A 22,865-nucleotide genomic window follows, 5' to 3' on the forward strand; every position below is an offset into this window, starting at 1 on the left:
CGACGGGCGCTGCCTGACCTGGGGGCCGAGCCGGTCGAGGGCGCTTCCCGGGTCATGTCCGGCGCGTGGCGCGCGTGTTACGACCGTGCACGACCCTTGTGCAATTCCTGTGGAAGGCCCAATCTTTCCGCTGACGCACAGAAACGAACCACACGTGATTGACATGACCTCGTCAATCATGCGGTTCGTCCTGCGCGCGCTCCCCACCAGCGCACCACCGATTGAGGAGGACCCCTCAGATGGCAGTGATGCGTTACACCCGGCGAAGACTGGCCACCATCAGCGCGGCGGCAACCGCCGTGCTCGCCGCGGGCCTCGTCTCCGCCCTCCCCGCCACCGCCGCCCCCGAGGGCAGCATCCAGTACGAGGGCGCGGCCAACGCCGTGGCCGACAGCTACATCGTGACCTTCAAGCCGGGCGCCGCCCGCGCCGGCACCGCCGAGGGCAAGGCCCTGGCCGCCAAGTACGGCGCCACCGTCGAGCGTACGTACACGAAGGCGCTGAACGGCTACGCGATCGAGGCGTCCGAGGTCGAGGCGAAACGTCTCGCCGCCGATCCGGCCGTCGCCTCCGTCGTCCAGGACCGCGTCTTCCACATCAACGCGACCCAGCCCAACCCGCCCTCCTGGGGCCTGGACCGCATCGACCAGCGCAGCCTGCCGCGCAACAACTCGTACACCTACCCGGACTCCGCCGGGGAAGGCGTGACCACGTACGTCATCGACACCGGCGTCCGCATCACGCACAGCGACTTCGGCGGCCGGGCCTCCTACGGCTACGACGCCGTCGACAACGACAACACCGCCCAGGACGGCCACGGCCACGGCACGCACGTCGCCGGCACGGTCGCGGGCGGCTCCTACGGCGTCGCCAAGAAGGCGAAGGTCGTCGGCGTGCGGGTGCTGAACAACTCCGGTTCCGGCACGACCGCCCAGGTCGTCGCCGGCATCGACTGGGTCGCCCGCAACGCGGTCAAGCCGGCCGTCGCCAACATGTCGCTCGGCGGCGGCGCCGACACCGCCATCGACACCGCCGTACGCAACGCCATCTCCGCCGGCATCACCTTCGCCGTCGCGGCCGGCAACGAGTCCACCAACGCCTCCACCCGCTCGCCCGCCCGCGTCACCGAGGCGATCACCGTCGGCGCCACCACATCGACCGACGCCAAGGCGAGCTACTCCAACTACGGCACCGTCCTGGACCTGTTCGCCCCGGGCTCCTCCATCACCTCGGCGTGGAACAGCAGCGACAGCGCCACCAACACCATCTCCGGTACGTCGATGGCGAGCCCGCACGTGGCCGGCGCGGCCGCGCTGTACCTGGCCGACAACCCGACGGCCACCCCCGCGCAGGTCTCCACCGCGCTGACGTCCGCCGCCACCACCGGCGTCGTCACCAGCCCCGGCAGCGGTTCACCCAACCGCCTGCTGTACGTCGGCGACGGCGGCACCACGCCTCCGCCCACCGGGGACCGTTTCGAGAACACCGGCGACTACGCGATCAACGACAACTCCACGGTCGAGTCCCCGATCACCGTCTCCGGCGTCTCCGGCAACGCGCCCTCGGCCCTCGCCGTCGAGGTGCACATCATCCACACCTACATCGGTGACCTCCAGGTCCAGCTGATCGCCCCCGACGGCACGGCGTACACCCTCAAGGGTTACGGCACGGGCGGCAGCTCGGACAACATCGACGCCACCTACACCGTGAACGCCTCCTCGGAGGTCGCGAACGGCACCTGGCGGCTGAGGGTCAGCGACAACGCGAACTTCGACACCGGGCGGATCGACGCCTGGGCGCTGCAGTTCTGACGCACGGTCAGGACATCTGGTACTCGTCCTCGCGGTAGGGCTCCGGGTCCGTGACCCAGCCCGCCGCGAGGACGAGGCGCGTCTGCCGGTTCACGGCGAGGAAGCCGAAGGGGCGGTCGAAGCGGGCCTCGACGGCCGAGGTGACCCAGCGGACCGGCGGCGGGGCGGCCCCGGCGGCCGCCGGCACCATCGTCACCGCCGCCGCCCTGAAGCCCCGTGCCCCGAACCTGGACATGGCCGACTGCCTGGCCTCCTGGACGGCCAGCGGGAAGGCGCTGATGCCGGGGAAGTGGCCGCGTGCGGCGTCCCGGGCCGTGTCCAGGCCGAACAGCGCGGGGTGCCGCAGCAGATCGTGCTCGGCGGCGATGTCGTAGGCCACCGTCGTCACGTCCAGCGTCGGCGGGTCCGGCCGGGTGCCGCGCCGCCTCACCACGCTCAGACCGGGGCCGACCTCGCCGTGCGGCAGCCGGTTGCCCGGGACGAGCGGATGCCGGCGCGTGAGGAGGTCCACGCCCGTGCCGAGCACCTGTCCCGGCGTCATCGACTCCTCCCCGAGCAGCAGATGGACGTCGACGCCGTTGTCGCCGTGCACCTTCAGCTCGGTGACATGGCCCAGCGGGGTGTCCGCCACGCCGATCCGGTCCAGCAGCTCGGACCTGCGGCACAGTCCCTGGAGCAGACGGTCGCTCCACGGCCCCGCCTCCGGCGCCAGCGGCCGCTCGACGAACGGCCGCAGCCACTGCGTCCGCAGCGCCAGCCCGCTCGCCGGCACCAGCAGCGTGGCGTCCGTCAGCGCCAGCGGCATCCGCGGGATCAGCCCGCCGGTCGCCTTGGCCGCCCAGGCGTCCAGAGCCTCCCGGTCGGCCGTGAGTTCCCCGGTGAGCACCCCGTGCGCGCCCGCCGGCAGCCCGGCCACCCACTCCTCCCGCAGCTCGACCGTCCGTTTCGTCCACAGTCCTACGGCGATGTCGAGGCCCTCCCGTGAGCCCATCGCGGTGAGCAACTCCCGCGCGGCGCCCGCCGCCTGCCCGGCCTCCGTCCCGACGGCGTCCGCCAGCTCCCGGCGCGCGGGACCCCCGGCCCCGTCCGCGAGGAAGGCCAGCAGCGGCCACACCCCGGCCGCCGAGAGCACGGAGCCGGAGTCGGGGTCGAGCGTTGCGGCCCAGCGGGCGGTCAGTCCGTTGACCGCCCGGATCGTCACGTTCGCGACCCGCATACCCACCCCACCCGTCCCACGCTTAACATGCGCCCTGTTGTCTGTCGCACGTCGTACGTCAGTTCCCGTACGCCGGTCCCGCGTCAGTGCCCACTGCTGTTCGAACCAGGAGCACGGTACCCGTGTCCATACCCCCGCCCTCCGACCCCCAGCAGCCGGAGGACCCGTACCGGGCTCCGCAGCCCCAGGGCCAGGCCGCCCCGCCGCCCGGAGCTGCCTTCCCGCCTCCCGGGGCCGCCTTCCCGCCCCCCGGCCCCCAGGGGGCGCCGTCGCCGTACCAGCCCTGGGCACAGGGCTACACCCCGTTCAACCAGCGGCCGGCGATCAACGGGGTCGCCATCGCGGCGCTCGTCCTCGGGGTGATGTGCTTCCTGCCGGGTGTGGGGCTGCTCCTCGGTGTCATCGCGCTGCTGCAGATCCGCAAGCGGGGCGAGCGCGGCATGCCGATGGCGATCATCGGTGCGGTGCTGTCGACCCTCGGCCTCGCGCTGTGGATCGTCTCGCTGTCCACCGGTGCCGCCTCCTCCGTCTGGGCCGGTTTCAAGGAGGGCCTCGACGGCGGCTCGGTCACGGCCCTGAAGGCGGGCGACTGCTTCGACGTGCCCGGCGCCGACAAGAACTTCGACGACTACGTCGACCACGTCGACGAGGTGCCCTGCTCCGGTCGGCACGACGCCGAGGTGTTCGCCGTGGTCCCGGTGAACGGGAGCGCCTACCCGGGCAAGGGCCGGATCCAGGACATGGCCGAGGAGAAGTGCTGGGAGCTGCAGAGCGGCTACGCCATGGACCCCTGGGCGATCCCGGAGAACGTCGACGTGTCCTACCTGTGGCCCACCAGCGACAGCTGGGAGTACGGCGACCGCGAGATCACCTGCGTCTTCACCTCCGCGACCCGCTCGGACACGCTCACCGGCTCGCTGCGCGCCGACGCCACCACCCTCGACGCCGACCAGATCTTCTTCCTCTCCACCATGGCCAAAGTGGACGACGTGTTCTTCGAGGAGCCCGAGGACCTCGCGGAGGACGACCTGGAGGGCAACCAGGCATGGGCCGAGGACGTCCGGGGCCGGCTGGCCGCCGAGGCCGAGGTGCTGCGCGCCCATGTCTGGCTGTCGGACGTCCAGGAGCCCGTCGACGCCCTGATCAAGGACCTGGAGGCCGCCGCCGACGAGTGGGCCGAGGCCGCCACCGCCGATGACGCCGACGCCTTCTACGAGCACTACGACGCCGGCTACGAGTGGTACCTCGACGGCGACGCGGCCGTCGAGGTCCGCGAGGCGCTCGGCCTGGCCACCGTCCCGCCGTCGTACGACGGCTACGGCTACGACGAGGGCCCCGGGCCGTCCGACGACGGCCTCAGCGTCTGATCGGAGCGCATGATCGCCACCCATAGCGGGGAGAAAGTGCCTGCGTAAAGCCCCTCCCCGGCACATGTCATCACATCGAGTGGTTCTCTGGCCTTTGCTTGCACGGGCCAACCCACCGTTGCCACGCTGTTGCTGTCTGTACAACCTGATGGGAGCGGCCAGTGACATTCGGTGAGCAGCCGGCGTACCTGCGTGTCGCGGGTGATCTCCGCAAGAAGATCGTCGACGGTTCACTGCCCCCGCACACCCGCCTCCCGTCGCAGGCCAGGATCCGTGAGGAGTACGGCGTCTCGGACACCGTCGCGCTGGAGGCACGCAAGGTGCTGATGGCCGAGGGCCTGGTCGAGGGCCGCTCCGGCTCCGGGACGTACGTCCGGGAGCGGCCCGTGCCCCGCCGGATCGCCCGCTCCGGATTCCGCCCGGCCGGCGGGGCCACCCCGTTCCGGCAGGAGCAGGCCGACGCCGAGGCGCGCGGCACCTGGGAGTCCGGCAGCGAGCAGACCGAGGCGAGCGTCGCGGTCGCCGAGCGGCTCGGCATCGAGCCCGGCGACCGCGTCATGTGCACCCGATACGTCTTCCGGGAGGCCGGCGAGGCGATGATGCTCTCCACCTCCTGGGAGCCCCTCGCCGTCACCGGCCGTACGCCCGTGATGCTGCCCGAGGAGGGCCCCCTCGGCGGCATGGGCGTCGTCGAGCGCATGCGCGCCATCGAGGTCATCGTCGACAACGTTACCGAGGAGGTCGGCGCCCGCCCCGGCCTCGCCGAGGAACTCCTCGCCCTCGGTGGCGTCCCCGGCCATGTCGTCCTCGTCGTCCAGCGCACCTACTACGCCTCCGGCCGCGCGGTGGAGACGGCCGACGTCGTGATCCCCGCGGACCGCTACCGGGTCGCGTACCACCTGCCGGTGCGGTGAGCGCACAGGGCGCACAGCGTCGCGGTGCTCGCGCCGGCAGGAATCGGTAAGGAGCCGTTCCGTTCGTGTGTCGGGCCGGTGGAATCCGGTCGTTTCCGGTCGTTGCCGCAGGTCGCCCGCGATCTGCCCGTCATGCCCGCGACCGGAGGCGTCTTGGAGTGCGCGGGGCGCGTTCGCGCTCGCGCGCCCCCTTCGTTCTGGCTGGTTGCGTACCTCTTCGTGAAAAGGCGTGTTCGGTGCGTAAAGGTAAGGCGTACGCTCGGGCATATGCGGATTGCGGTTTCCTTAGACGGCGGGGCGCGAAGGGAGCGAGGGGCGCGATGAGTGACGGCACCATCTCACTTCCCTGGCTCGTCATCCGGCAGGACGACAACGGCAATCGCTATCGCGTGGGCCGGTACCCGACCCGCGCCGAGGCCCAGAAGATCGCGGACAGCCTCGACCGGCGCGGCCACAAACAGCTCTACTGGGTCGAACACATCGGCCAGACCCAGACCCAGGCTTCCCGGAACGCGGACGGCACCCGGAACTGACCCCGGCGGGCATCCCGTAGGCTCCGGCCCCATGACGGAACGGATCGTGGTGGTCGCAGCCGCCCTGCTCGACGAGGGCCGGCTGCTCGCCGCGCGCCGCAGCGCACCCGCCGACCTCGCCGGCCGCTGGGAGCTGCCCGGCGGCAAGGTCGAACCCGGCGAGCGCCCCGAGGCCGCCCTGGAACGCGAACTGCGCGAGGAGTTGGGCGTCGACGCGGAGGCGCTGGACCGGATCCCGGGGGAGTGGCCGCTGCGCCCGCCGTACGTCCTACGGGTCTGGACCGCCCGCCTGCGCCCCGGCTCCCCCGACCCCCACCCCCTCCAGGACCACGACGAGCTGCGCTGGCTGACCGCGGCGGAGATCTGGGACGTGGCCTGGCTGGACCAGGACGTGCCCGCGGTCCAGCAGGTGATCGCCGGGTGGCGTGTCAGGGGCGCGGGGCTGTGCTGACCACGCGGCTCCGCCGCGTGGACGCGACCAGCCCCCGCGTGCCCGCGGTCGCACGACACCAGCGCCTTCCGACTCCCGGGCGCACTTCGGTTACGCCGTTCCCCACAGTGCACCCAGCCGTGCGGTACCGCCCACGGAATATCGGGTATGTGCCCACTAACCCCACGAAACCGGGACATGGGGGACCCCGCTGGCCCGGGAAGTGATCCGCGTGATCGACACCGAAGGTGACTGCGCCGAGTGGAGCTTCCCCGCGGACCCCGGCGCCGTACGCACCGCCCGGGCCGTCGTGCGGAGCACACTGCGCGGCTGGGACCTCGACAGTGTCAGCGACATCACGGCCCTCCTGGTCAGCGAGCTGGTCACCAACGCCCTTCGGCACGCCACCGGGCCCATCGGCGTCCGCCTGATCCGCCCGCCCGGCCTCGACGACGTCCTGCTGGTCGAGGTCTCCGACCCGCTCCCCGAGCTGCCCCGCGAGCGGGTGGCGCGGCCCGACGACGAGAGCGGCCGGGGGCTGCAGCTGGTCGCCTCCTCGTCCCGCCGCTGGGGCAGCCGCTCCGGCGACTCCGGGAAGACGGTCTGGTTCGAACTGGCGTTGCCGGGCTGAGTCGACACCCGGCCGGAAGCTGCCGCCCGGAACTGCCCGAGTGTGTGATTCGACGACGTGTCCGCTGGTTAGAAGAGTGGAAGTGTTCTGGCAGGACGGTCCAAAAAACGCCTGGACCGTGCTGTGATCGTGAACACCGTGTCGTGCGGCGCCGTAGTGCTGGATACTGCGGGCAGCCGCCTCCGGTGACCGGTGCCGGGCGCGGTGAGCTGGAGGGGACGGTTCGCGTGAGCGAGATACCAGCGAAGGCCACGGAGTCCGAGGACCCGTCGGACGGCGCGATGGCGAAGGCCCCGGGCGACGCCCTGTGGCAGAGCAGTCCGCCCGGCTCGATCTACGACTACATCAAGGTCGCCTCCTTCTCCATCGGCGCCGACGGACTGGTCGACCAATGGAGCCTGCGCGCCGAGCAGATCCTCGGCGTGCCGGCCGAGCGGGCCGTCGGGATGGACCCCATTGAGGCGTTCATCGACCCCGACCTGCGCGATCGCGGCCAGCGGAAGATGGCGGAGATCCTCGACGGACGGGAGTGGACCGGGGTCGTCCCCTTCCGGATGCCCGACGCGGCCGACGGCACCCGCGGCGAGGAGGGGCTCGCCGAGGTCTACGTCATGCCGACCCGCACCCAGGACGGCGAACACGCCGCCGTGTGCATCGTCGTGGACGTGCGCACCCTGCGCAGCATCGAGACCGACCTGGCCGCCTCGCAGTCCATTTTCGGCCAATCTCCGTTCGGTTTCCTGCTGATCGACACCGACTTCACGGTCCGCCGCGCCAACCGGCGGTTCGCCTCGATCTTCGGCGGCACCCCCGACGACCACCGCGGCAAGGGCGTGCACGACTATCTGCCCAGGCCGGAGGCCGAGCGGGTCGCCGCGGTGCTGCGCAGAGTCCTGGAGACCGGCGACTCCGTCACCGACATGCACGTCACGGGCTTCGTGCCCGGCTCCGACGACCGCCGCCACTGGTCCGTCAACCTCTACCGCGTGCACAGCGGCAGCGGCCGTCCCATCGGTATCGCCTGGCTCGGCCTCGACATCACCGCCCGCCGCGCCGCCGCCCGCGAGGCCGCCGCCGCCCGGCGCAATCTCGCCCTTCTCAACGAGGCGGGCGCACGCATAGGGAACAGCCTCGACCTGGAGACCACCGCCCGGGAACTGCTGAACGTGGTCGTGCCCGGCTTCTGCGACCTCGCCACCGTCGACCTCTACCAGGGCCTGCTGGCCGGCGACGAGACCCCGCCCGGACTCGCCGACGGCAGCGCCCAGCTGCGCCGGGTCGCCTTCGCCTCCGCCGTCTCCGACGTGCCCTTCGCCGGCACCGGCACGCCCGTCCCGGTCGGCGCCGTACACCACTTCGCCTTCAACTCGCCCTGCGCGGACGCCCTGCGCACCGCGCGCCCGCGGACCATCCCCGGCGAGGAGGGCGGCCTGGTGCAGTCCACGCTCGCCGTGCCGATGGTGGCCCACGACACCGTCGTAGGACTGGCGCGGTTCTCCCGGACCAAGGGCAGCGAGCCGTTCGGCGAACGGGACCGGGACCTCGCGGTGGAGCTGGCCGCGCGGGCGGCGGTGTGCATCGACAACGCCCGGCTGTACCGGCGTGAGCACGAGCGGGCGCTGATACTGCAACGGTCGCTGCTGCCGCCCGGCGACCCGGTGGCGTCCGGCCTGGACATCGCGTGCCGCTACCTTCCCGGGAACGCCTCCACCGGGCGCCCCAGCGAGGTCGGCGGCGACTGGTTCGACGTCATCGAACTGCCCGGCCACCGTACGGCGTTGGTGGTGGGCGACGTGATGGGGCGCGGGCTGCGCGCCGCCGTGGCCATGGGCGAACTGCGCACCGCCGTGCGTACGTTGGCCCTGCTGGACCTCGAACCGGCCGAGGTCCTCTCCGCGCTGGACGAGATCGCGCGCGGCCTCGGCACACCGGGCGGCGTCCAGCAGGCCACCCGCGCGGCCCGCCGTCCCCGCGAGGCGGACCTGTCCGAGGTGTACCTCGCGACCTGCGTCTACGCGGTCTACGACTCGGTCACCCGCCGCTGCACCTTCGCCAACGCCGGCCATCTGCCACCCGTACTGGTCGAACCCGGAGACCAGGCGCTGATGCTGGACGTCCCGCCGGGGATGCCGCTCGGCGTCGGCGGGGAACCCTTCGAGGAGGTCGAGGTGGAACTCCCCGAGGGCGCCCTCCTCGCCCTCTACACCGACGGCCTGGTCGAGTCCCGCGACCACCCCCTGGACGAGGGACTGCAAGCCTTCGTGGGCGCGCTCACCGACCCCTCCCGCCCCCTGGAGGACGTCTGCGACCATGTCCTCAACACCCTCGACACCCACCACGGCGAGGACGACATCGCGCTGCTGATGGCCCGTGTCCAGGGACTGCCGGCGGACTCGGTGGGCGACTGGACACTCCCTCGCGAGCCGCGCAGCGTGGGCCGCGCGCGGGAGTACGCCCGCGGGCAGTTGCTCAGCTGGGACATGGAAGCCCTCGTCGACACCACGGAACTCCTCGTCAGCGAACTCGTCACCAACGCACTGCGCTACGGCGAGGGCGACATCAGGCTCCGCCTCCTCCTGGACCGCACCCTGGTCTGCGAGGTCTGGGACGCGGGCCTCGTCCAGCCCCGCCGCCGCCGTGCCCGCGACACGGACGAGGGCGGCCGGGGCCTCCAACTGGTCGGCCTCCTCTCAGCCGCCTGGGGCTCCCGCCGCACCCCCCGAGGCAAGACGGTGTGGTTCGAACTCCCGTTGCCTGACGGCGAAACGGGCCTGACGGATCCGGCGGAGGCGCTGCTGAGCCTGTTCTGAGCCGGTGCTCTGCCAGCCGTTGCGGACCACGTACGGGATCTTGAGACCACGAGCAGCCCATGGCAGGCTCATGCCGCGTGATCGATGAATTCGCGAAAGACAACCTGCACGGGAGACTGCGGCGGGACCGCAAGGCGCTGCTCTGGAAACTCGACGGCTTGTCCGAGTACGACGCCCGCCGACCTTTGACAGCGACCGGCACCAACCTCCTCGGCCTGGTCAAACACGTGGCCACCGTCGAGGCCAGGTACTTCGGAGAGGTCTTCGACCGCCCTTCCCCGGAACCGCTGCCCCGGTGGCAGGACTACGACGGCAGCGACCTGTGGGCGACCGAGGACGAGACCCGCGATCAGATCATCGGGTTCTACCGGCGCACGTGGGAACACTCGGACGCGACGATCAACGAGCTTCCCCTCGACGCCCCCGGCCACGTGCCGTGGTGGCCGGAGCCTTATGCCGACACGAACCTGTTCGCCGTCATGGTCCATGTCCTCGGCGAGTCCATCCGGCATACCGGGCACGCCGACATCCTGCGCGAGGGCCTCGACGGCCGGACCGGGTTGCGCGCCGAACACGAGAAGCCGATCGACGAGGAAGCCCGTGCGGCCTACTGCGCGAAGATCGAGCAGGCCGCCAGGTCGGCCGCACCAATCAAGGCTTAGAGGCTGTCTCACGTGACTTGATGTCCGTGCGGCATGGTGTACTCGGACTCGACGTCCACGGTGATGCCCTGGTCGCGGGCGAGGCAGGCCATGGCGAGGGGGCCGAGGGCGATGAGGCCGTCGGCTCTGGTCGCGCGGTCCTCGTCGGTGGTCCAGTACGCCTTGTGCGCGCGCAGCGCATCCGGGGCGGTGCCGTCGACCGCCGCGACCAGCTTCTCGCCCACGTCCTGGCGGCCGAGCCAGAAGCTCTGCAGCGTCTCCACCCAGGAGTAGATGTACTCGTCGAACATCGCGCCGGAAGCGCGCAGCAAGGAGACAGGAACCTCGGCCAGCTGACGTAGGCGGTCGCTGCTCAATGCCTGCGGACGCAGGACGGGCGAGGTAGGGAACTCGCCGAGAATCCAGGCCGCGGTCTCGTCGAGGGTGCCCAAAGTGTCCGGCACGTCGTCCGTGGCGTACTCGTGGCGGGGAACGGTCGTGACCACTGACGCCCTCCTCAGGGCCGCTTCACGGCCTGCTCGATCTCGTACCGAGGCATCGTGAACGTCTTAGCGGCCCGCGTTCTCCTCAGATGTCGAACTCGCCCAGCCAGCCGCGCTGGAGGAGGTGCTGCGGGAGGCTTCCGGAGGTGAACTCGACGGGGATTCCGCCGCCGTGCGCCAGGCAAACGAAGGCCAGGGGTCGAGAGCAACCATGCCTGAAGGGTCGTCGGTCCCGTCGGCCCAGCATGCCTTGTGCAGCTTTACTGCCCCCGACGGGGCCTGATCGAAGCTGGTGACGAAGTTCACGGAATGCTCCTGTCAGGGATGCCGAGCCGATTCATGCGTCAGCGAGGCCGCAGGTTGATTAGGGTTTCGGTATGAGTGACCTGTTCGCTGTGGACTTCGCCCTGGATCTCTCGCCCGCCGTACCGAGCGCCGTACTTGACGATCTGCGCTGGCATCTTGGGGTGGAGGATGACGACGGCCGCGCCGTCGGAGACATGTACGACGGGGTTCCTCTGCTGGCCGGTCGTGGTCCCGCCGCACGTATTGGCGGAGTTCTGGTCGGCGACCTGGTTCAGAGCGCCGACCGCTGGTCCCTGACCGTGCGTCAAGAGATGCATGCCGAGTTCCTGGACGAATTGGATTCGCTGGCCAGGAGACTGGCCGCCCATGCGAAGACGAAGGGAGTCATCGGGCAGGTGCGGTTCTACGAAGACGATGTCCCCGACCTCTTGATTAACAGGTCGGGGACTCTCGTGAAACTGGCCCTGCATCCGGCAGGGCCAGCTGATTCATAGGCTGAACCTGTGGAATCGTCAGTCTTCCCTCATCAGCTCCTCAAGCGACATGTTGCTGAGGGATTCCTCGTCGACGAGTCGCGTCAGATTCAGCACGACTTCCGCGTTCGCGATCATTCGTCCGATCTCGATCGGAAGGTTGTGGAATTCCTCCATGACCACGTCATATGGCTCGACCTGATGTGTCTTTCCGTCCAGTCCTGTTGCTTCCACAAGGTAGCGATAGCCGGCCGGTGAGCTCGCATCGTCAACCTTTGTCCAGGTGGCCCCGTGTCGACGTACCAGCAGGTCGCCCAAATATGACGTCAGGTCCGTGTGAAGCCTGATCCAGTCCGACTGCTCGAACTCGTTCAGCGGGATCCGGTCCACGTAACTCTGCAGGGCGGGCATGAGAGTCAACGGATCCTCGGCGTACCGCTCCTGTGTTACGCCGAGGACGGAGGCAAGACCGGCTGCATTGCGGTGTGCCCCCTCTGTCCACTCCAAGATCGCGGCCGATCCGTCCGGTGTCTTCTCCTGCATCATGCACAGCCTTCCAGTCGACTCGGTTGGAGTCTACTTCCCCTTACGGGGTGCATCCCACTGGTCTTTCTTGGGGGTAGGGCCATATTCGACGAATATGATCTTCGCCTTCATGAGGTAGGCGCGTAGTTCGGCGGAAGGGCCGGCGTGCGTGAATGACCACCGGGGGTCATATCCGGGGTTCATGCGCCGCAGCGCGATGTCCTTGTGGATCTGTTCCTTGATGTGCTTGCTGAGCGGCACTTCGTTCTTGACCGCCTGGCGAGTTCCATCGTCCAGTGTGATGGTGCGATACGGCCCGTAGGTCTTCACCTCGACGGCGACCGTACGTCCGTCAGGCATGTCGACGGGTACGTCGACCTTACGCCCACCAGTGGCTGTCACCGGATACTGCGGGTCGCTGTTTGTGGGAACCGGGTAGTGGCGCTCGGGCCCGCCCCCCATCATCTGGCGGTGGAACTCCTCACCACGCTCCCAACGGGTACGGACATCATCTGTGTACCGGACGTCCCGCAACGTGAGGGGACCGTTGGCCGGTAGCAACGCAGGCCTGGAGAAATCGGGTTCATGCCCGGCATAAGGGTTGCCGTCTCCGCCATTCGTATCGCCCGAATCCGGGCGGCCGCCGGTTGCGTCGTCCGTGGCGCCCTCTGCGGGAATCGAGCCGCTGTCGTCGGCGTGCCCGGGAATGGCCTCGTCGCCGGGACCGCCGAGGTTGTCCAGGCCGCCTGTGTCGGCGGGCGGCTCGACGCCGTGGCTGGGCAGGGTGGTGTCGCCGTTGCCTGGTAGGTCGCGGCCGGGGTTGGTGACGTCGTCGGCGTGGCTGCCTGGCAGGTGCTCGCCCGTTGCGGTGCCGGGCGCGGTGTTGTCCGCGGCGCCGGTGGGGACGTGGGTGTCGACGCTGTTCGTCGGCAGGTTGGCGGTGTCGGCGCGGCCGGTGGGCAGGTCGCCGCCCGCATGGACGGTGGGGATGTCGCCGCCCGCGTGGACCGCCGCGTTGTCCGGGGCGCGGCCGATGTCGCCGAGGGTGTTGTCCAGGCTGCTGCCGAGGCTGATGTGCTGCCCGGCGTTGTCGGCGGTGTGGGTGGCCGCGCAGGCCATGGCCGGTTCCCGGACCGGGGAGTCCACCCGCGGTACGTCCGCGCCCGCCGGGCCGGTGACCTCCGGGCCGGACGTACCGTTGGCGATGTCCGGCGGGCCCTGCTTGTTCACATCCAGCAGGACGTTGCCGTGCGCGTCGACCAGGTTGCCGTCCGGCGCCGCGTACAGCGTCGGATCGCCGCCCTCGGCCTTGACCGGCAGCGCGTTCTCGTGCACCACCGGCACATCGTCGGGCACCCTGAAACCACCGTCAGGAAGTTGGGTCACGCCCGCCGGGACCTCCGCGCCGTCCGGCAGCCGCACCGTGCCGTCCGGGAGCACCGCCGAGCCCTCCGGCAGCCGGACCGCGTTCTCCGGGATCGCCGGGATGTCGATGTTCCCGACGCCCTTCAGCGCCGCCGAGATATCCCCGATCTTCGACAGACCCGCGCCCGCGCCCTTCGCAACGTAGGTCATCGGGTCGATGACCTTGCCGGCCGTACCCAGGACACGCGCGACCGCGCCCGCCTTGCCCGCACCGGCCACACCCGCACCCGCGCCGCCCGTGAAGACGGTGGTGAGGACGTTGAAGGTGACCGCACCGGCAGCGCGGCCGGGGTTCTTGCCCCACTCGTCCCAGGCCACCAGCGCCTTGCCGGTCTCCTTCATCGCGGTGCGCGAATCGCGGATCCAGGAGGGGAGCTTGTCGTCGGGCAGCGCCCAGAACGCCGCGCCCGCGATCGGGATCGCGGTGATCGCCAGACCGGTCGCGAGCTGGGCCAGGCCCTTCCACGCCTGGCCCATCGCCTCCCAGCCACCGAAGCCCACCAGCGTGCCCAGGCCCTTGATCGTGCCCCAGATGCCATCCACGATCAGGCCGTCCCACACGAAGGACTTCACCCAGTGGCCGACCTCGTACCAGTGGTGCTTCTCCTCCACCGGGTCACCCCAGGGAAGCTGCGCGTTCTGCATGTCCTCGGCCGAGAACCCGTACTGGTCCGTGCGCTCCGAGCCGTCACCGGCGACCATCTGCGTCCCGCCCCAGATCGCCGTGATCTTGTTGTGGCAGGTCCGCTCCGCCGCCCAGAACGCGGCCACCGTCGCCGTGATCTCGTCACGGATCTGGTTGTGCTCCTCGACCTTGTCCCCGTCGTACTCCCACTCGTCATCGTCCTTCACCGACGTGACGAACGTCTGCGCCTTCGTCTTCAGCTCCGCCAGCTTCGACACCAGCGGACGGATCTCCGTCGCATACGAGGACAGCGCCGAGGACACCGTCTCCAGGTTCGACGCGAACGCGTCCGCCTTCTCCTGCACCGGCTTCGTCGTCGCGAACAACTGCTCCGCCTCCGGCGCCCGGTAGAACGCCGACAGGCCCTGGAACTTGGAATGGACATCACTGCCCGTCGTCCGGATGTTCCCCGCGTCCTTCTTCAACGCGGCATGGTCCAGCTCCAGTTGGGCCAGATCGCCGGTGAACTGAGGGATCTCCCCCGGCTTGATCACGCGTCACCCACCCCCGTAGGTCCCGTTTGGCGTTGCCTGGAATGACGTCAGTCAACAACACATCATCATACAAACGGGTGTTAACAGGAGTGCGGGAGTGTCACTGAACCGCTACAGCTCCGCTCCATGGAGCCGCACGTCCTGCTCGGCCAACTCGCGGGCCGACAGGGCGAGTTCATCGGACCGGACGCTGTCGGTCGCGACGAGTCGTTCCGCCTCGGTCAGGCGGGTACGGGCCGTCGCTGCCACCGTGCCCCGGTGGGTGAGGACGAACTCGCGTGCGGCCGCCGTGCTGCTCCGGGCGATGAGGACGGCGGCGGCCCGGAGCACCCCGGTGCGGCCGGTCGCGAGCGGGGCGGTCGCCCGTACGACCCGGCGCAGGAGGTCTGTCGGGTCGTACGGCCGCCGCGCGGTCAACGCGAGGCGTACGGAGGCCAGTACCGCGTCCGCGTGCAGCAGCTGGGAGTAGGTCTCGCCCTCGCGGACCAGCGGCGTACGGAGTCCCGCCAGTTCGGTCTCCGCGCCTGTGAGCGCGGCCGGGACCAGGCGTGCGGCCTCGTCCAGGTGGCCGGCCAGCCGGGCGACGCCCTCGACGAACACACCGGCCTGGGCGATCGCGTCCTCGGCGGCACGCAGGTGACGGGACGAGTCCTCGGGTTGTCCCGAATCGGCCGCCTGGCGGGACTGGTTGAGGCGCGTCGTCGCCAACACCAGGCGGTCCTTCGCCTGTTCGACGTACCCGATCGCCGTCGCGCTCGCGGTCGGCCCGTACCGGGCGCGCAGGTCGACCAGGATGGCCTCGGCGGCCGGTACACGGGCGGCGAGCTCACGGAAGCGGGCCTCCGCGACCGGCAGGGCTTCGGCCGGGTCCGGGCCCCGCAGCTCCCGCAGCGCCGCCGCCTCGGCGTCCAGGCGGCTCCGGGCCTCCTGGCACCGGCCCAGCACCCCGGCGAGCGCGTGCCTGCGGGATGCCGTCTCCTCCGGGACGCCCTCGTCGTACCGCTGCCGTATGCGGAACGCGGCCGCCAGCTCCGCCTCCGCCGCCTCCACCGCCCGGGTCAGGGGCTCGACGGCGTCGGGGCCGAACGCCGCCTCCGCGAAGGCCAGCTCGGCACGGGCGGTGTGTCTGCGGTTGTCCGTCTCGACCAGGGCCGCGCTCGACTGCTCGTCCAGGTCGGTCAGTTCGTCCGGTGCGGCGACCGGGCGGGAGGCAGGGCCGGCGGCCGGGGTCGTCCGGGTGCGGGCGCGGCGGACCCGTCGGACGTAGCCGTAGGCGGCCAGCGCGCCCGCCGCGCCCAGCAGCGCCACCGGGAGGATCAGATCGGTGTCCGAGTACTCGTCCTGGGCGGACGCGGCCGCCGTACTCGACCGCACCGCCGACGCCGACGCCGACGCCGACGGCCGGGGGGCCGCAACCGTCGCGTCCGTGCCCGTCGTCATCCCCGGGAGCACCAGCCACACGACCCCGGCCGTACCCCCCAGCACGGCATGCGCCACCCGCACGGATATGTGCGAGCGGGCACGCCGCGGCCGGCCGCGGAACAGGGACGACGTCACATTTGGGAGCGTATGGCCGCACCCGCGGCCACGCGACCGGGCCGCGTCCGATGCGGGGAACTACGACTGCGGGGAACTACGACTGCGGGATACTACGACCTGCGGGGAACTACGACATGCCGGGAACTACGACGACGTCCGCCTCCTGATCTTCGAGCCCAGCCACACCAGCGGGTCGTACTTGCGGTCGACGGCCCGCTCCTTCAAGGGGATCAGCGCGTTGTCGGTGATCTTGATGCCCTCGGGGCAGACCTCCGTGCAGCACTTGGTGATGTTGCAGTAGCCGAGGCCGTGCTCGTCCTGGGCGGTGGTCTTGCGGTCCAGGCCCGCTTCCGCCGCCGCGTCCAGGGGGTGCATGTCCAGTTCCGCGACGCGCATGAGGAAGCGCGGGCCCGCGAACGCCGGCTTGTTCTCCTCGTGGTCGCGCACGACATGGCAGGTGTCCTGGCACAGGAAGCACTCGATGCACTTGCGGAACTCCTGCGAGCGGTCCACGTCCTCCTGCATCATGCGGTACTCGCCGGGGCCGAGCCCGGCCGGCGGCACGAAGGACGGGACCTGCCGGGCCTTGTCGTAGTTGAAGCCGACGTCCGTGACGAGATCCCGTACGACGGGGAAGGCCCGCAGCGGGGTCACCGTGATCGTCTCGTCGCGGTCGAACACCGACATACGGGTCATGCACATCAGCCGGGGCCGCCCGTTGATCTCCGCCGAGCAGGAACCGCACTTGCCCGCCTTGCAGTTCCAGCGGACGGCGAGATCGGGGGCCTGGGTCGCCTGGAGGCGGTGGATGATGTCCAGGACCACCTCGCCCTCGTTGACCTCGACCTCGAAGTCCTCAAGGCCACCACCGTCCGCGTCCCCGCGCCAGACCCGGAACCGGGCCGCGTAGCCGCTCATTGGTACAGCTCCTCTTCGGCGAGGTACTTGACCAGCTCCTCCTTGTCGAACAGGGCGAGCAGGTCCGGGCGGATGGGTTCGGTGGTCTCGCGGGTCAGGGTGATCTGGCCGCGCTGCGGGTCCGTGGCGGCCGGGCCGCCCGTGGGGTCCGTCAGGGCGCACAGCAGGTTGACGTTGCGCCACTTGCGGTCCATCGCCGGGTGGTCCTCCCGGGTGTGCCCGCCGCGCGACTCGGTGCGCTCCAGCGCGGCCCGCGCCACGCACTCGCTGACCAGCAGCATGTTCCGCAGGTCCAGGGCGAGATGCCAGCCGGGGTTGAACTGGCGGTGCCCCTCGACGCCGGCCCGCCGGGCCCGTACCCGCAGCTCGGCCAGTTTCTCCAGGGCCTGCGCCATCTCCGCCTCGCGGCGGATGATGCCCACCAGGTCGTTCATGGCCTGCTGGAGCTCCTGGTGGAGGGTGTACGGGTTCTCGGGGGTGCCGCCGGGCGACTCACCGGCCTCCGCCGAGAAGGGGCGCAGCGCCTCCGCGGCCGCCGCGTCGATCTCCGTGTCGCTCACCTCGGGACGGGCCGAGCCCAGCGCGTGCTCCGCCGCGTGCTGCCCGGCCCGGCGGCCGAACACCAGCAGGTCGGAGAGTGAGTTCCCGCCGAGCCGGTTGGAGCCGTGCATACCGCCGGCCACCTCGCCGGCCGCGTACAGGCCGGGCACCCCGCGGGCCGCCGCCGTGTCGGAGTCGACCGCGATGCCGCCCATCACGTAGTGGCAGGTGGGCCCGACCTCCATCGCCTCGGCCGTGATGTCGACATCGGCCAGCTCCTTGAACTGGTGGTACATGGAGGGCAGCCGGCGCTTGATGACGTCGGCGGGCATACGGGTGGAGACGTCCAGGAACACGCCGCCGTGCGGGGAGCCGCGGCCCGCCTTCACCTCGGCGTTGATCGCCCGGGCCACCTCGTCGCGGGGCAGCAGCTCGGGCGGTCGCCGGTTGTTGTCCGGGTCGTCGTACCAGCGGTCGCCCTCCTCCTCGGACTGGGCGTACTTGTCCTTGAAGACGTCCGGGACGTAGTCGAACATGAACCGCTTGCCGTCGGAGTTCCTGAGCACCCCGCCGTCGCCGCGCACCGACTCGGTGACGAGGATGCCCTTCACCGACGGCGGCCAGACCATGCCCGTCGGGTGGAACTGCACGAACTCCATGTTCAGCAGGGGAGCGCCCGCGAGCAGCGCCAGCGCGTGGCCGTCGCCGGTGTACTCCCAGGAGTTCGACGTGACCTTGAAGGACTTGCCGATGCCGCCGGTCGCGATCACCACGGCGGGGGCTTCCAGGACGAAGAAACGGCCGGTCTCGCGGTCGTAGGCGAAGACGCCGGAGACCCGTGAGCCGTCTTTCAGGATCCGGGTGACCGTGCACTCCTGGAAGACCTTCAGGCGGGCCTCGTAGTCGCCGGTCTCCCGGTGGTCCTCCTGCTGGAGGGAGACCACCTTCTGCTGGAGCGTGCGGATCAGCTCCAGGCCCGTACGGTCGCCGACGTGGGCGAGGCGCGGGTACTCGTGGCCGCCGAAGTTGCGCTGCGAGATCCGGCCGTCCTTCGTACGGTCGAACAGCGCGCCCCAGGTCTCCAGCTCCCACACCCGGTCCGGGGCCTCACGGGCGTGCAGCTCGGCCATCCGCCACTGGTTGAGGAACTTGCCGCCGCGCATGGTGTCGCGGAAGTGGACCTGCCAGTTGTCGTTCTCGTTGGCGTTGGCCATGGCCGCCGCGATGCCGCCCTCGGCCATCACGGTGTGCGCCTTGCCGAACAGCGATTTGCAGATCACGGCCGTACGGGCGCCCCGCTCACGTGCCTCGATGGCGGCCCGCAGCCCCGCGCCGCCCGCGCCGACGACCACGACGTCCCACTGCTGTCGTTCCACCGCTGCCATCAGAAGAACCTCGGATCATCGAAGACACCGGACGAGACGAGATAGACGTAGAAGTCGGCGAGCGCCACGCTCAGCAGCGACGCCCAGGCGAGGGACATGTGACGGGCGTTGAGCCGTCCCACCCACTGCCACACGCGGTACCGCACGGGATGCTTGGAGAAGTGCTTGAGCTTGCCGCCGACGATGTGCCGGCAGGAGTGGCAGGAGAGCGTGTACGCCCAGATCAGCACGATGTTGACGACGAAGACGACGGTGCCGAGACCCATGTGGCCCCAGTCGTAGTGCTCGTCGCGGAAGGCCAGCACGGTGTCGTACGTCAGGATTCCGGCGACCGGGAGCGCGGCGTAGAAGAAGTAGCGGTGGATGTTCTGCAGGATCAGCGGGAAGCGGGTCTCGCCGGTGTACTTCTTGTGCGGCTCGGCCACCGCGCAGGCGGGCGGGGACGCCCAGAAGCCGCGGTAGTACGCCTTGCGGTAGTAGTAGCAGGTCAGGCGGAAGCCGAGCGGGAAGATCAGGATGAGGATCGCGGGGGACAGGCCCCACCAGCTCCCGAAGAGCTCCCAGTTCGGCCCGGCGCGCATGGGCTCGCAGCTCTCCGCGAGGCAGGGCGAGTAGAACGGCGAGACGTACGGCGCCGCGTAGTAGTCGGCGCCTGTGAAGGCCCGCCACGTCGAGTAGACGACGAAAGCCAGCAGACCGGCCGCGGTGGCGGCCGGGGCCAGCCACCAGCGGTCGGTCCGCAGGTGCGGGGCGGCGATCGCGGCGCGCGTAGCGGTGCGTACGCCGCCGCTGTTCGGTTGAGGTTCCGTACCAGTGGCCAATGCATGACTCCGGTCGGGTGCGGGGTCTCAGGGGGTCTGAGGGGGCTCCGGGGTCTGAGGGGGCTCCGGGGTCTGAGGGGGCTCCGGGGTCTGAGGGGGCTTCGGGGTCTGAGGGGGCTTCGGGCCCTCAGCGCTCTCAGGGTTTCTCAGGGGGCGTGGCGGTGCCGGGCGCCGAGACCCTCGTCGTCCGTGTCGATCCACAGAGAGTCGTCGTACGGCGTGTCGGGGATGGTGACGAGCTCGGGCTTGCGCTGCTGCGCGGTGGTACTCGCGGATGCCTCCCGCAGGAGTGCCACGCTTTCGCGCAGATGGTCGGCGTCGGTACGGACCCGGCGCATGTCGAGCCCGCCGCTGCCGACCTGCTTCTCCAGTCGGCCCACCGACCGCTGCAGGTCGTCGAGGCAGCGCTGGACCGATGCCAGTTCGTCTTGCACGGACATGGTGTGCACCTCATTTCCGCGGGCGCGGCGGCCCTGGACGGGGGCGTTCGTGCGCCTGCGAGTGTCGCGCGTCACACCGGCCGGGGGGAAGGCGTGTGCACCGATTGGCCGATGTGTGCGGGTGCGCCCTTGACGCGTTGCGCCGTACGGGTGGCCTTGCGGCGCGTCGCCGCCGTCTTTCCGGGGGTTGCCGAACCCTTTCCTCTTCAGTGGCTGCGTACATCCGAATAGATCTGATCACTTACATGTGATCACTCAAATATCGCCCAAAGTGATCACAAAGTGGTCTAAAGGTGATCGTAACTCCTGCGGCTCCCCGGAGGTACCCAGAGATGTCCTACGACGGCGTCGGCCCGCGCGCGGTGAAGCGCTCGGTCGCCTTCCTCACCGCGGGCGTGCTCGCGGTGCCCACCCTGGCCGCCTGCGGCTCCGCGGACGAGGCCGGCAAGCCACTGGCCGCCCAGGACATCGCCCCGGCCGCCCGCGCGAAGATCGCCGACGGGGGCACCCTGCGCTGGGCCGTGGACTCCGTACCGGAGACCTTCAACGCCTTCCAGGCCGACGCCGACGCCACCACCACCCGGGTCGCGCAGGCCGTCCTGCCGTCGATGTTCCGCCTCGACGAAGGCGGCCGTCCCGAGCGCAATCCCGACTACCTGGAGTCCGCCAAGGTCGTCGAGACCGAACCCAAACAGGTCGTCCTCTACCGGCTCAACCAGCAGGCCGTGTGGAGCGACGGCCGGGAGATCGGCGCCGCCGACTTCGCCGCCCAGTGGCGCGCCCTGTCGGGCAAGGACAGCGCCTACTGGACCGCCCGCAACGCCGGCTACGACCGCGTCGAGAAGATCGAGCGCGGGAAGAGCGACCTGGAGGTCCGGGTCACCTTCGCCCGCCCCTACTCCGACTGGCAGTCGCTGTTCTCGCCGCTGTACCCGAAGGACGTCATGGGCACGCCCGACGCGTTCAACGACGGGGCGCGCCGCAAGCTGAACGTGACCGCGGGGCCGTTCACCGTGCAGGAGGTCGACCGCAAGGGCGAGCAGGTCACCCTCGTCCGCAACACGCGCTGGTGGGGGCAGTCGGCCAAGCTCTCCGAGATCGTGCTGACGGCCGTGCCGAGGGACGAGCGGGTCACCGCGCTGGCCGACGGGAAGGTCGACCTCGCGGAGGTGGACGCGGCCGCCGCCGACCGGATCGAGGGCGCGGCGAAGGGGGCGGCCGGGGCACAGGCCGGTTCGGAAAGCGGGCTGCGGGAGATCGAGGTCCGCCGGTCGCTGGAGCCGGCGTACACCCAGCTCGCGCTGAACGGCGCCGACGGTCCGCTCGCCGACGAGCGGGTGCGGCGCGCCGTGGCACGGGCGCTGGACCGCAAGGAGCTGGCCCAGCTGGTCCTCAAGCCGCTCGGCCTGCCGGCCGTACCGGTGGGCAGCCACCTCGCCCTGTCCGGGCAGGACGCCTACGCCGACAGCAGCGGGGCGCTCGGCGGCCAGGACACCGCCGAGGCACGGGCGCTGCTCGCGGACGCCGGGTGGGTCGTGGGCGGCCCGGTCAAGGAGAACGAGGCGGCCGGGGGCGAGGGCAAGAAGGCCGGGAAGGACACCGACGAGAAGTCGGAGGGCGGGGACGACGGGACGTACATCGTCGGGGAGGAGAACAAGGGGGAGAAGGCAGAGAAGTCGGAGAAGTCGGAGAAGGCAGAGAAGGCAGAGAAGGCAGAGAAGGACCTCGCTCAGGACGGCAAGCAGTTCGTCGGCCCCCAGCCGCAGCAGGGCGGCGCGCCCGGCGCCTACGCCCCCAAGGGCACCGCGGCGCCCGCCGGTGCCGCGGGCGGCGCACTCGCCAAGGACGGCAAGGCGCTCTCCCTGCGCTTCGTGGTGCCCTCCGGCGAGGGCTCGCAGAGCCTGCGCACCGTGGCCGACCGGATCGTGAAGATGCTGGAGAAGGTCGGCATCCGTACCGAGATCACCAAGGTCTCCGACGCCAGCTACTTCAAGGACCACATCGCCAACGGCCAGTACGACCTCGCCCTGTACTCCTGGCCGGCCTCCGCCTTCCCGGCCACCGACGCCCGGCCGATCTACGCCAAGCCGGTACCGGCCGCGGACGGCTCGCTCAACGTCGAGCAGAACTACACCCGCGTCGGCACCGACCAGGTCGACCAGCTCTTCGACCGGGCGATCTCCACGCTGGACGAGGACGAGGAGCGGGGGTTGCTCCGCAAGGCCGACGCCCGGATCTGGGCCGCGGCCGGGTCGATTCCCCTCTATCAGCGTCCCCAGCTGACGGCCGCCCGCAAGAACCTCGTCAACGCGGGCGCCTTCGGCTTCCAGACGCCGGTCTACGAGGACATGGGGTTCCTGAAGAAGACCGCGAAGCCGTCGGCGAGCCCGTCCTCCGGGGGCTGAGGTTCCCGGCCCGACGAGAAACAGGCGTTCCGGGCTGATGGCCCCATGACTCA

At 70.6% G+C, this 22,865-nt stretch carries 19 protein-coding genes; 10 read left to right on the forward strand and 9 right to left on the reverse strand.

Annotation, left to right across the window (positions count from 1 at the left end; all coding sequences use genetic code 11):
* Positions 1–239: 239 nt before the first annotated feature.
* Positions 240–1,811, forward strand: a complete 1,572-nt coding sequence (locus tag ACH5AC_RS02270) for a S8 family peptidase (protein WP_398859661.1) — start codon at positions 240–242, stop codon at positions 1,809–1,811.
* A gap of 7 nt (positions 1,812–1,818) precedes the next feature.
* Here the strand turns inward: ACH5AC_RS02270 and ACH5AC_RS02275 are convergent, their stop codons facing one another.
* Positions 1,819–3,027: a serpin family protein gene (locus tag ACH5AC_RS02275; protein WP_398859662.1), complete on the reverse strand. Its 1,209-nt coding sequence runs from the start codon at positions 3,025–3,027 to the stop codon at positions 1,819–1,821.
* 122 nt (positions 3,028–3,149) lie between these two features.
* Here ACH5AC_RS02275 and ACH5AC_RS02280 point away from each other — a divergent pair, with 122 nt between their 5' ends.
* The 7 genes from ACH5AC_RS02280 to ACH5AC_RS02310 all read left to right on the forward strand — a co-directional run bounded on the left by ACH5AC_RS02280 (position 3,150) and on the right by ACH5AC_RS02310 (position 10,374).
* Positions 3,150–4,394, forward strand: coding sequence for a DUF4190 domain-containing protein (locus tag ACH5AC_RS02280; protein ID WP_398859663.1), 1,245 nt, complete (start codon positions 3,150–3,152; stop codon positions 4,392–4,394).
* Positions 4,395–4,555: 161 nt separating this feature from the next.
* Positions 4,556–5,308 (forward strand): GntR family transcriptional regulator, encoded by a 753-nt coding sequence (locus ACH5AC_RS02285; protein WP_398859664.1) that lies wholly within the window; start codon positions 4,556–4,558, stop codon positions 5,306–5,308.
* A 320-nt stretch (positions 5,309–5,628) separates the two neighbouring features.
* Positions 5,629–5,841 carry an SPOR domain-containing protein gene (locus ACH5AC_RS02290; RefSeq protein WP_398859665.1) on the forward strand — a complete coding sequence of 71 codons (213 nt, stop codon included), beginning with the start codon at positions 5,629–5,631 and terminating at the stop codon, positions 5,839–5,841.
* 31 nt (positions 5,842–5,872) lie between these two features.
* Positions 5,873–6,292 carry a (deoxy)nucleoside triphosphate pyrophosphohydrolase gene (locus ACH5AC_RS02295; RefSeq protein WP_398859666.1) on the forward strand — a complete coding sequence of 140 codons (420 nt, stop codon included), beginning with the start codon at positions 5,873–5,875 and terminating at the stop codon, positions 6,290–6,292.
* 202 nt (positions 6,293–6,494) lie between these two features.
* On the forward strand, positions 6,495–6,902 hold the full coding sequence (locus ACH5AC_RS02300) for an ATP-binding protein (RefSeq protein ID WP_398859667.1): 408 nt from the start codon (positions 6,495–6,497) through the stop codon (positions 6,900–6,902).
* A 227-nt stretch (positions 6,903–7,129) separates the two neighbouring features.
* Positions 7,130–9,712, forward strand: coding sequence for a SpoIIE family protein phosphatase (locus ACH5AC_RS02305; RefSeq protein ID WP_398859668.1), 2,583 nt, complete (start codon positions 7,130–7,132; stop codon positions 9,710–9,712).
* 77 nt (positions 9,713–9,789) lie between these two features.
* On the forward strand, positions 9,790–10,374 hold the full coding sequence (locus tag ACH5AC_RS02310; protein ID WP_398859669.1) for a DinB family protein: 585 nt from the start codon (positions 9,790–9,792) through the stop codon (positions 10,372–10,374).
* Between the two features lie 8 nt (positions 10,375–10,382).
* On the opposite strand, the gene ACH5AC_RS02315 is transcribed toward ACH5AC_RS02310, so the two are convergent.
* Positions 10,383–10,859, reverse strand: a complete 477-nt coding sequence (locus ACH5AC_RS02315; RefSeq protein ID WP_398859670.1) for an immunity 49 family protein — start codon at positions 10,857–10,859, stop codon at positions 10,383–10,385.
* Positions 10,860–11,233: 374 nt separating this feature from the next.
* On the opposite strand from ACH5AC_RS02315, the gene ACH5AC_RS02320 reads away from it, so the two are divergent.
* The gene (locus tag ACH5AC_RS02320) at positions 11,234–11,656 is read left to right on the forward strand and encodes a hypothetical protein (RefSeq protein WP_398859671.1); all 423 of its coding nucleotides are present in this window, start codon (positions 11,234–11,236) and stop codon (positions 11,654–11,656) included.
* Positions 11,657–11,674: 18 nt separating this feature from the next.
* On the opposite strand, the gene ACH5AC_RS02325 is transcribed toward ACH5AC_RS02320, so the two are convergent.
* From ACH5AC_RS02325 to ACH5AC_RS02355, 7 genes are all read right to left on the reverse strand, one after another.
* Positions 11,675–12,181, reverse strand: coding sequence for a hypothetical protein (locus tag ACH5AC_RS02325; RefSeq protein ID WP_398859672.1), 507 nt, complete (start codon positions 12,179–12,181; stop codon positions 11,675–11,677).
* Positions 12,182–12,211: 30 nt separating this feature from the next.
* Positions 12,212–14,764: a hypothetical protein gene (locus ACH5AC_RS02330; protein WP_398859673.1), complete on the reverse strand. Its 2,553-nt coding sequence runs from the start codon at positions 14,762–14,764 to the stop codon at positions 12,212–12,214.
* A 111-nt stretch (positions 14,765–14,875) separates the two neighbouring features.
* Positions 14,876–16,321 carry a hypothetical protein gene (locus ACH5AC_RS02335; protein WP_398859674.1) on the reverse strand — a complete coding sequence of 482 codons (1,446 nt, stop codon included), beginning with the start codon at positions 16,319–16,321 and terminating at the stop codon, positions 14,876–14,878.
* Positions 16,322–16,447: 126 nt separating this feature from the next.
* A complete protein-coding gene (locus tag ACH5AC_RS02340) occupies positions 16,448–17,221 on the reverse strand; it encodes a succinate dehydrogenase/fumarate reductase iron-sulfur subunit (protein WP_398859675.1) in 774 nt (257 codons plus the stop codon).
* On the reverse strand, positions 17,218–19,146 hold the full coding sequence (locus tag ACH5AC_RS02345; protein ID WP_398859677.1) for a fumarate reductase/succinate dehydrogenase flavoprotein subunit: 1,929 nt from the start codon (positions 19,144–19,146) through the stop codon (positions 17,218–17,220). The genes ACH5AC_RS02340 and ACH5AC_RS02345 overlap by 4 nt, the downstream gene beginning before the upstream one ends.
* Positions 19,146–19,967: a hypothetical protein gene (locus tag ACH5AC_RS02350; protein ID WP_398859678.1), complete on the reverse strand. Its 822-nt coding sequence runs from the start codon at positions 19,965–19,967 to the stop codon at positions 19,146–19,148. The genes ACH5AC_RS02345 and ACH5AC_RS02350 overlap by 1 nt, the downstream gene beginning before the upstream one ends.
* Before the next feature lie 146 nt (positions 19,968–20,113).
* Positions 20,114–20,407, reverse strand: a complete 294-nt coding sequence (locus tag ACH5AC_RS02355) for a hypothetical protein (RefSeq protein ID WP_398859679.1) — start codon at positions 20,405–20,407, stop codon at positions 20,114–20,116.
* Positions 20,408–20,739: 332 nt separating this feature from the next.
* Here ACH5AC_RS02355 and ACH5AC_RS02360 point away from each other — a divergent pair, with 332 nt between their 5' ends.
* Positions 20,740–22,812, forward strand: a complete 2,073-nt coding sequence (locus tag ACH5AC_RS02360) for an ABC transporter family substrate-binding protein (RefSeq protein ID WP_398859680.1) — start codon at positions 20,740–20,742, stop codon at positions 22,810–22,812.
* The last annotated feature ends 53 nt before the right edge of the window (positions 22,813–22,865 follow it).

The sequence above is a fragment of the Streptomyces sp. NPDC018693 genome (assembly GCF_044391385.1).
Lineage (GTDB): Bacteria > Actinomycetota > Actinomycetes > Streptomycetales > Streptomycetaceae > Streptomyces.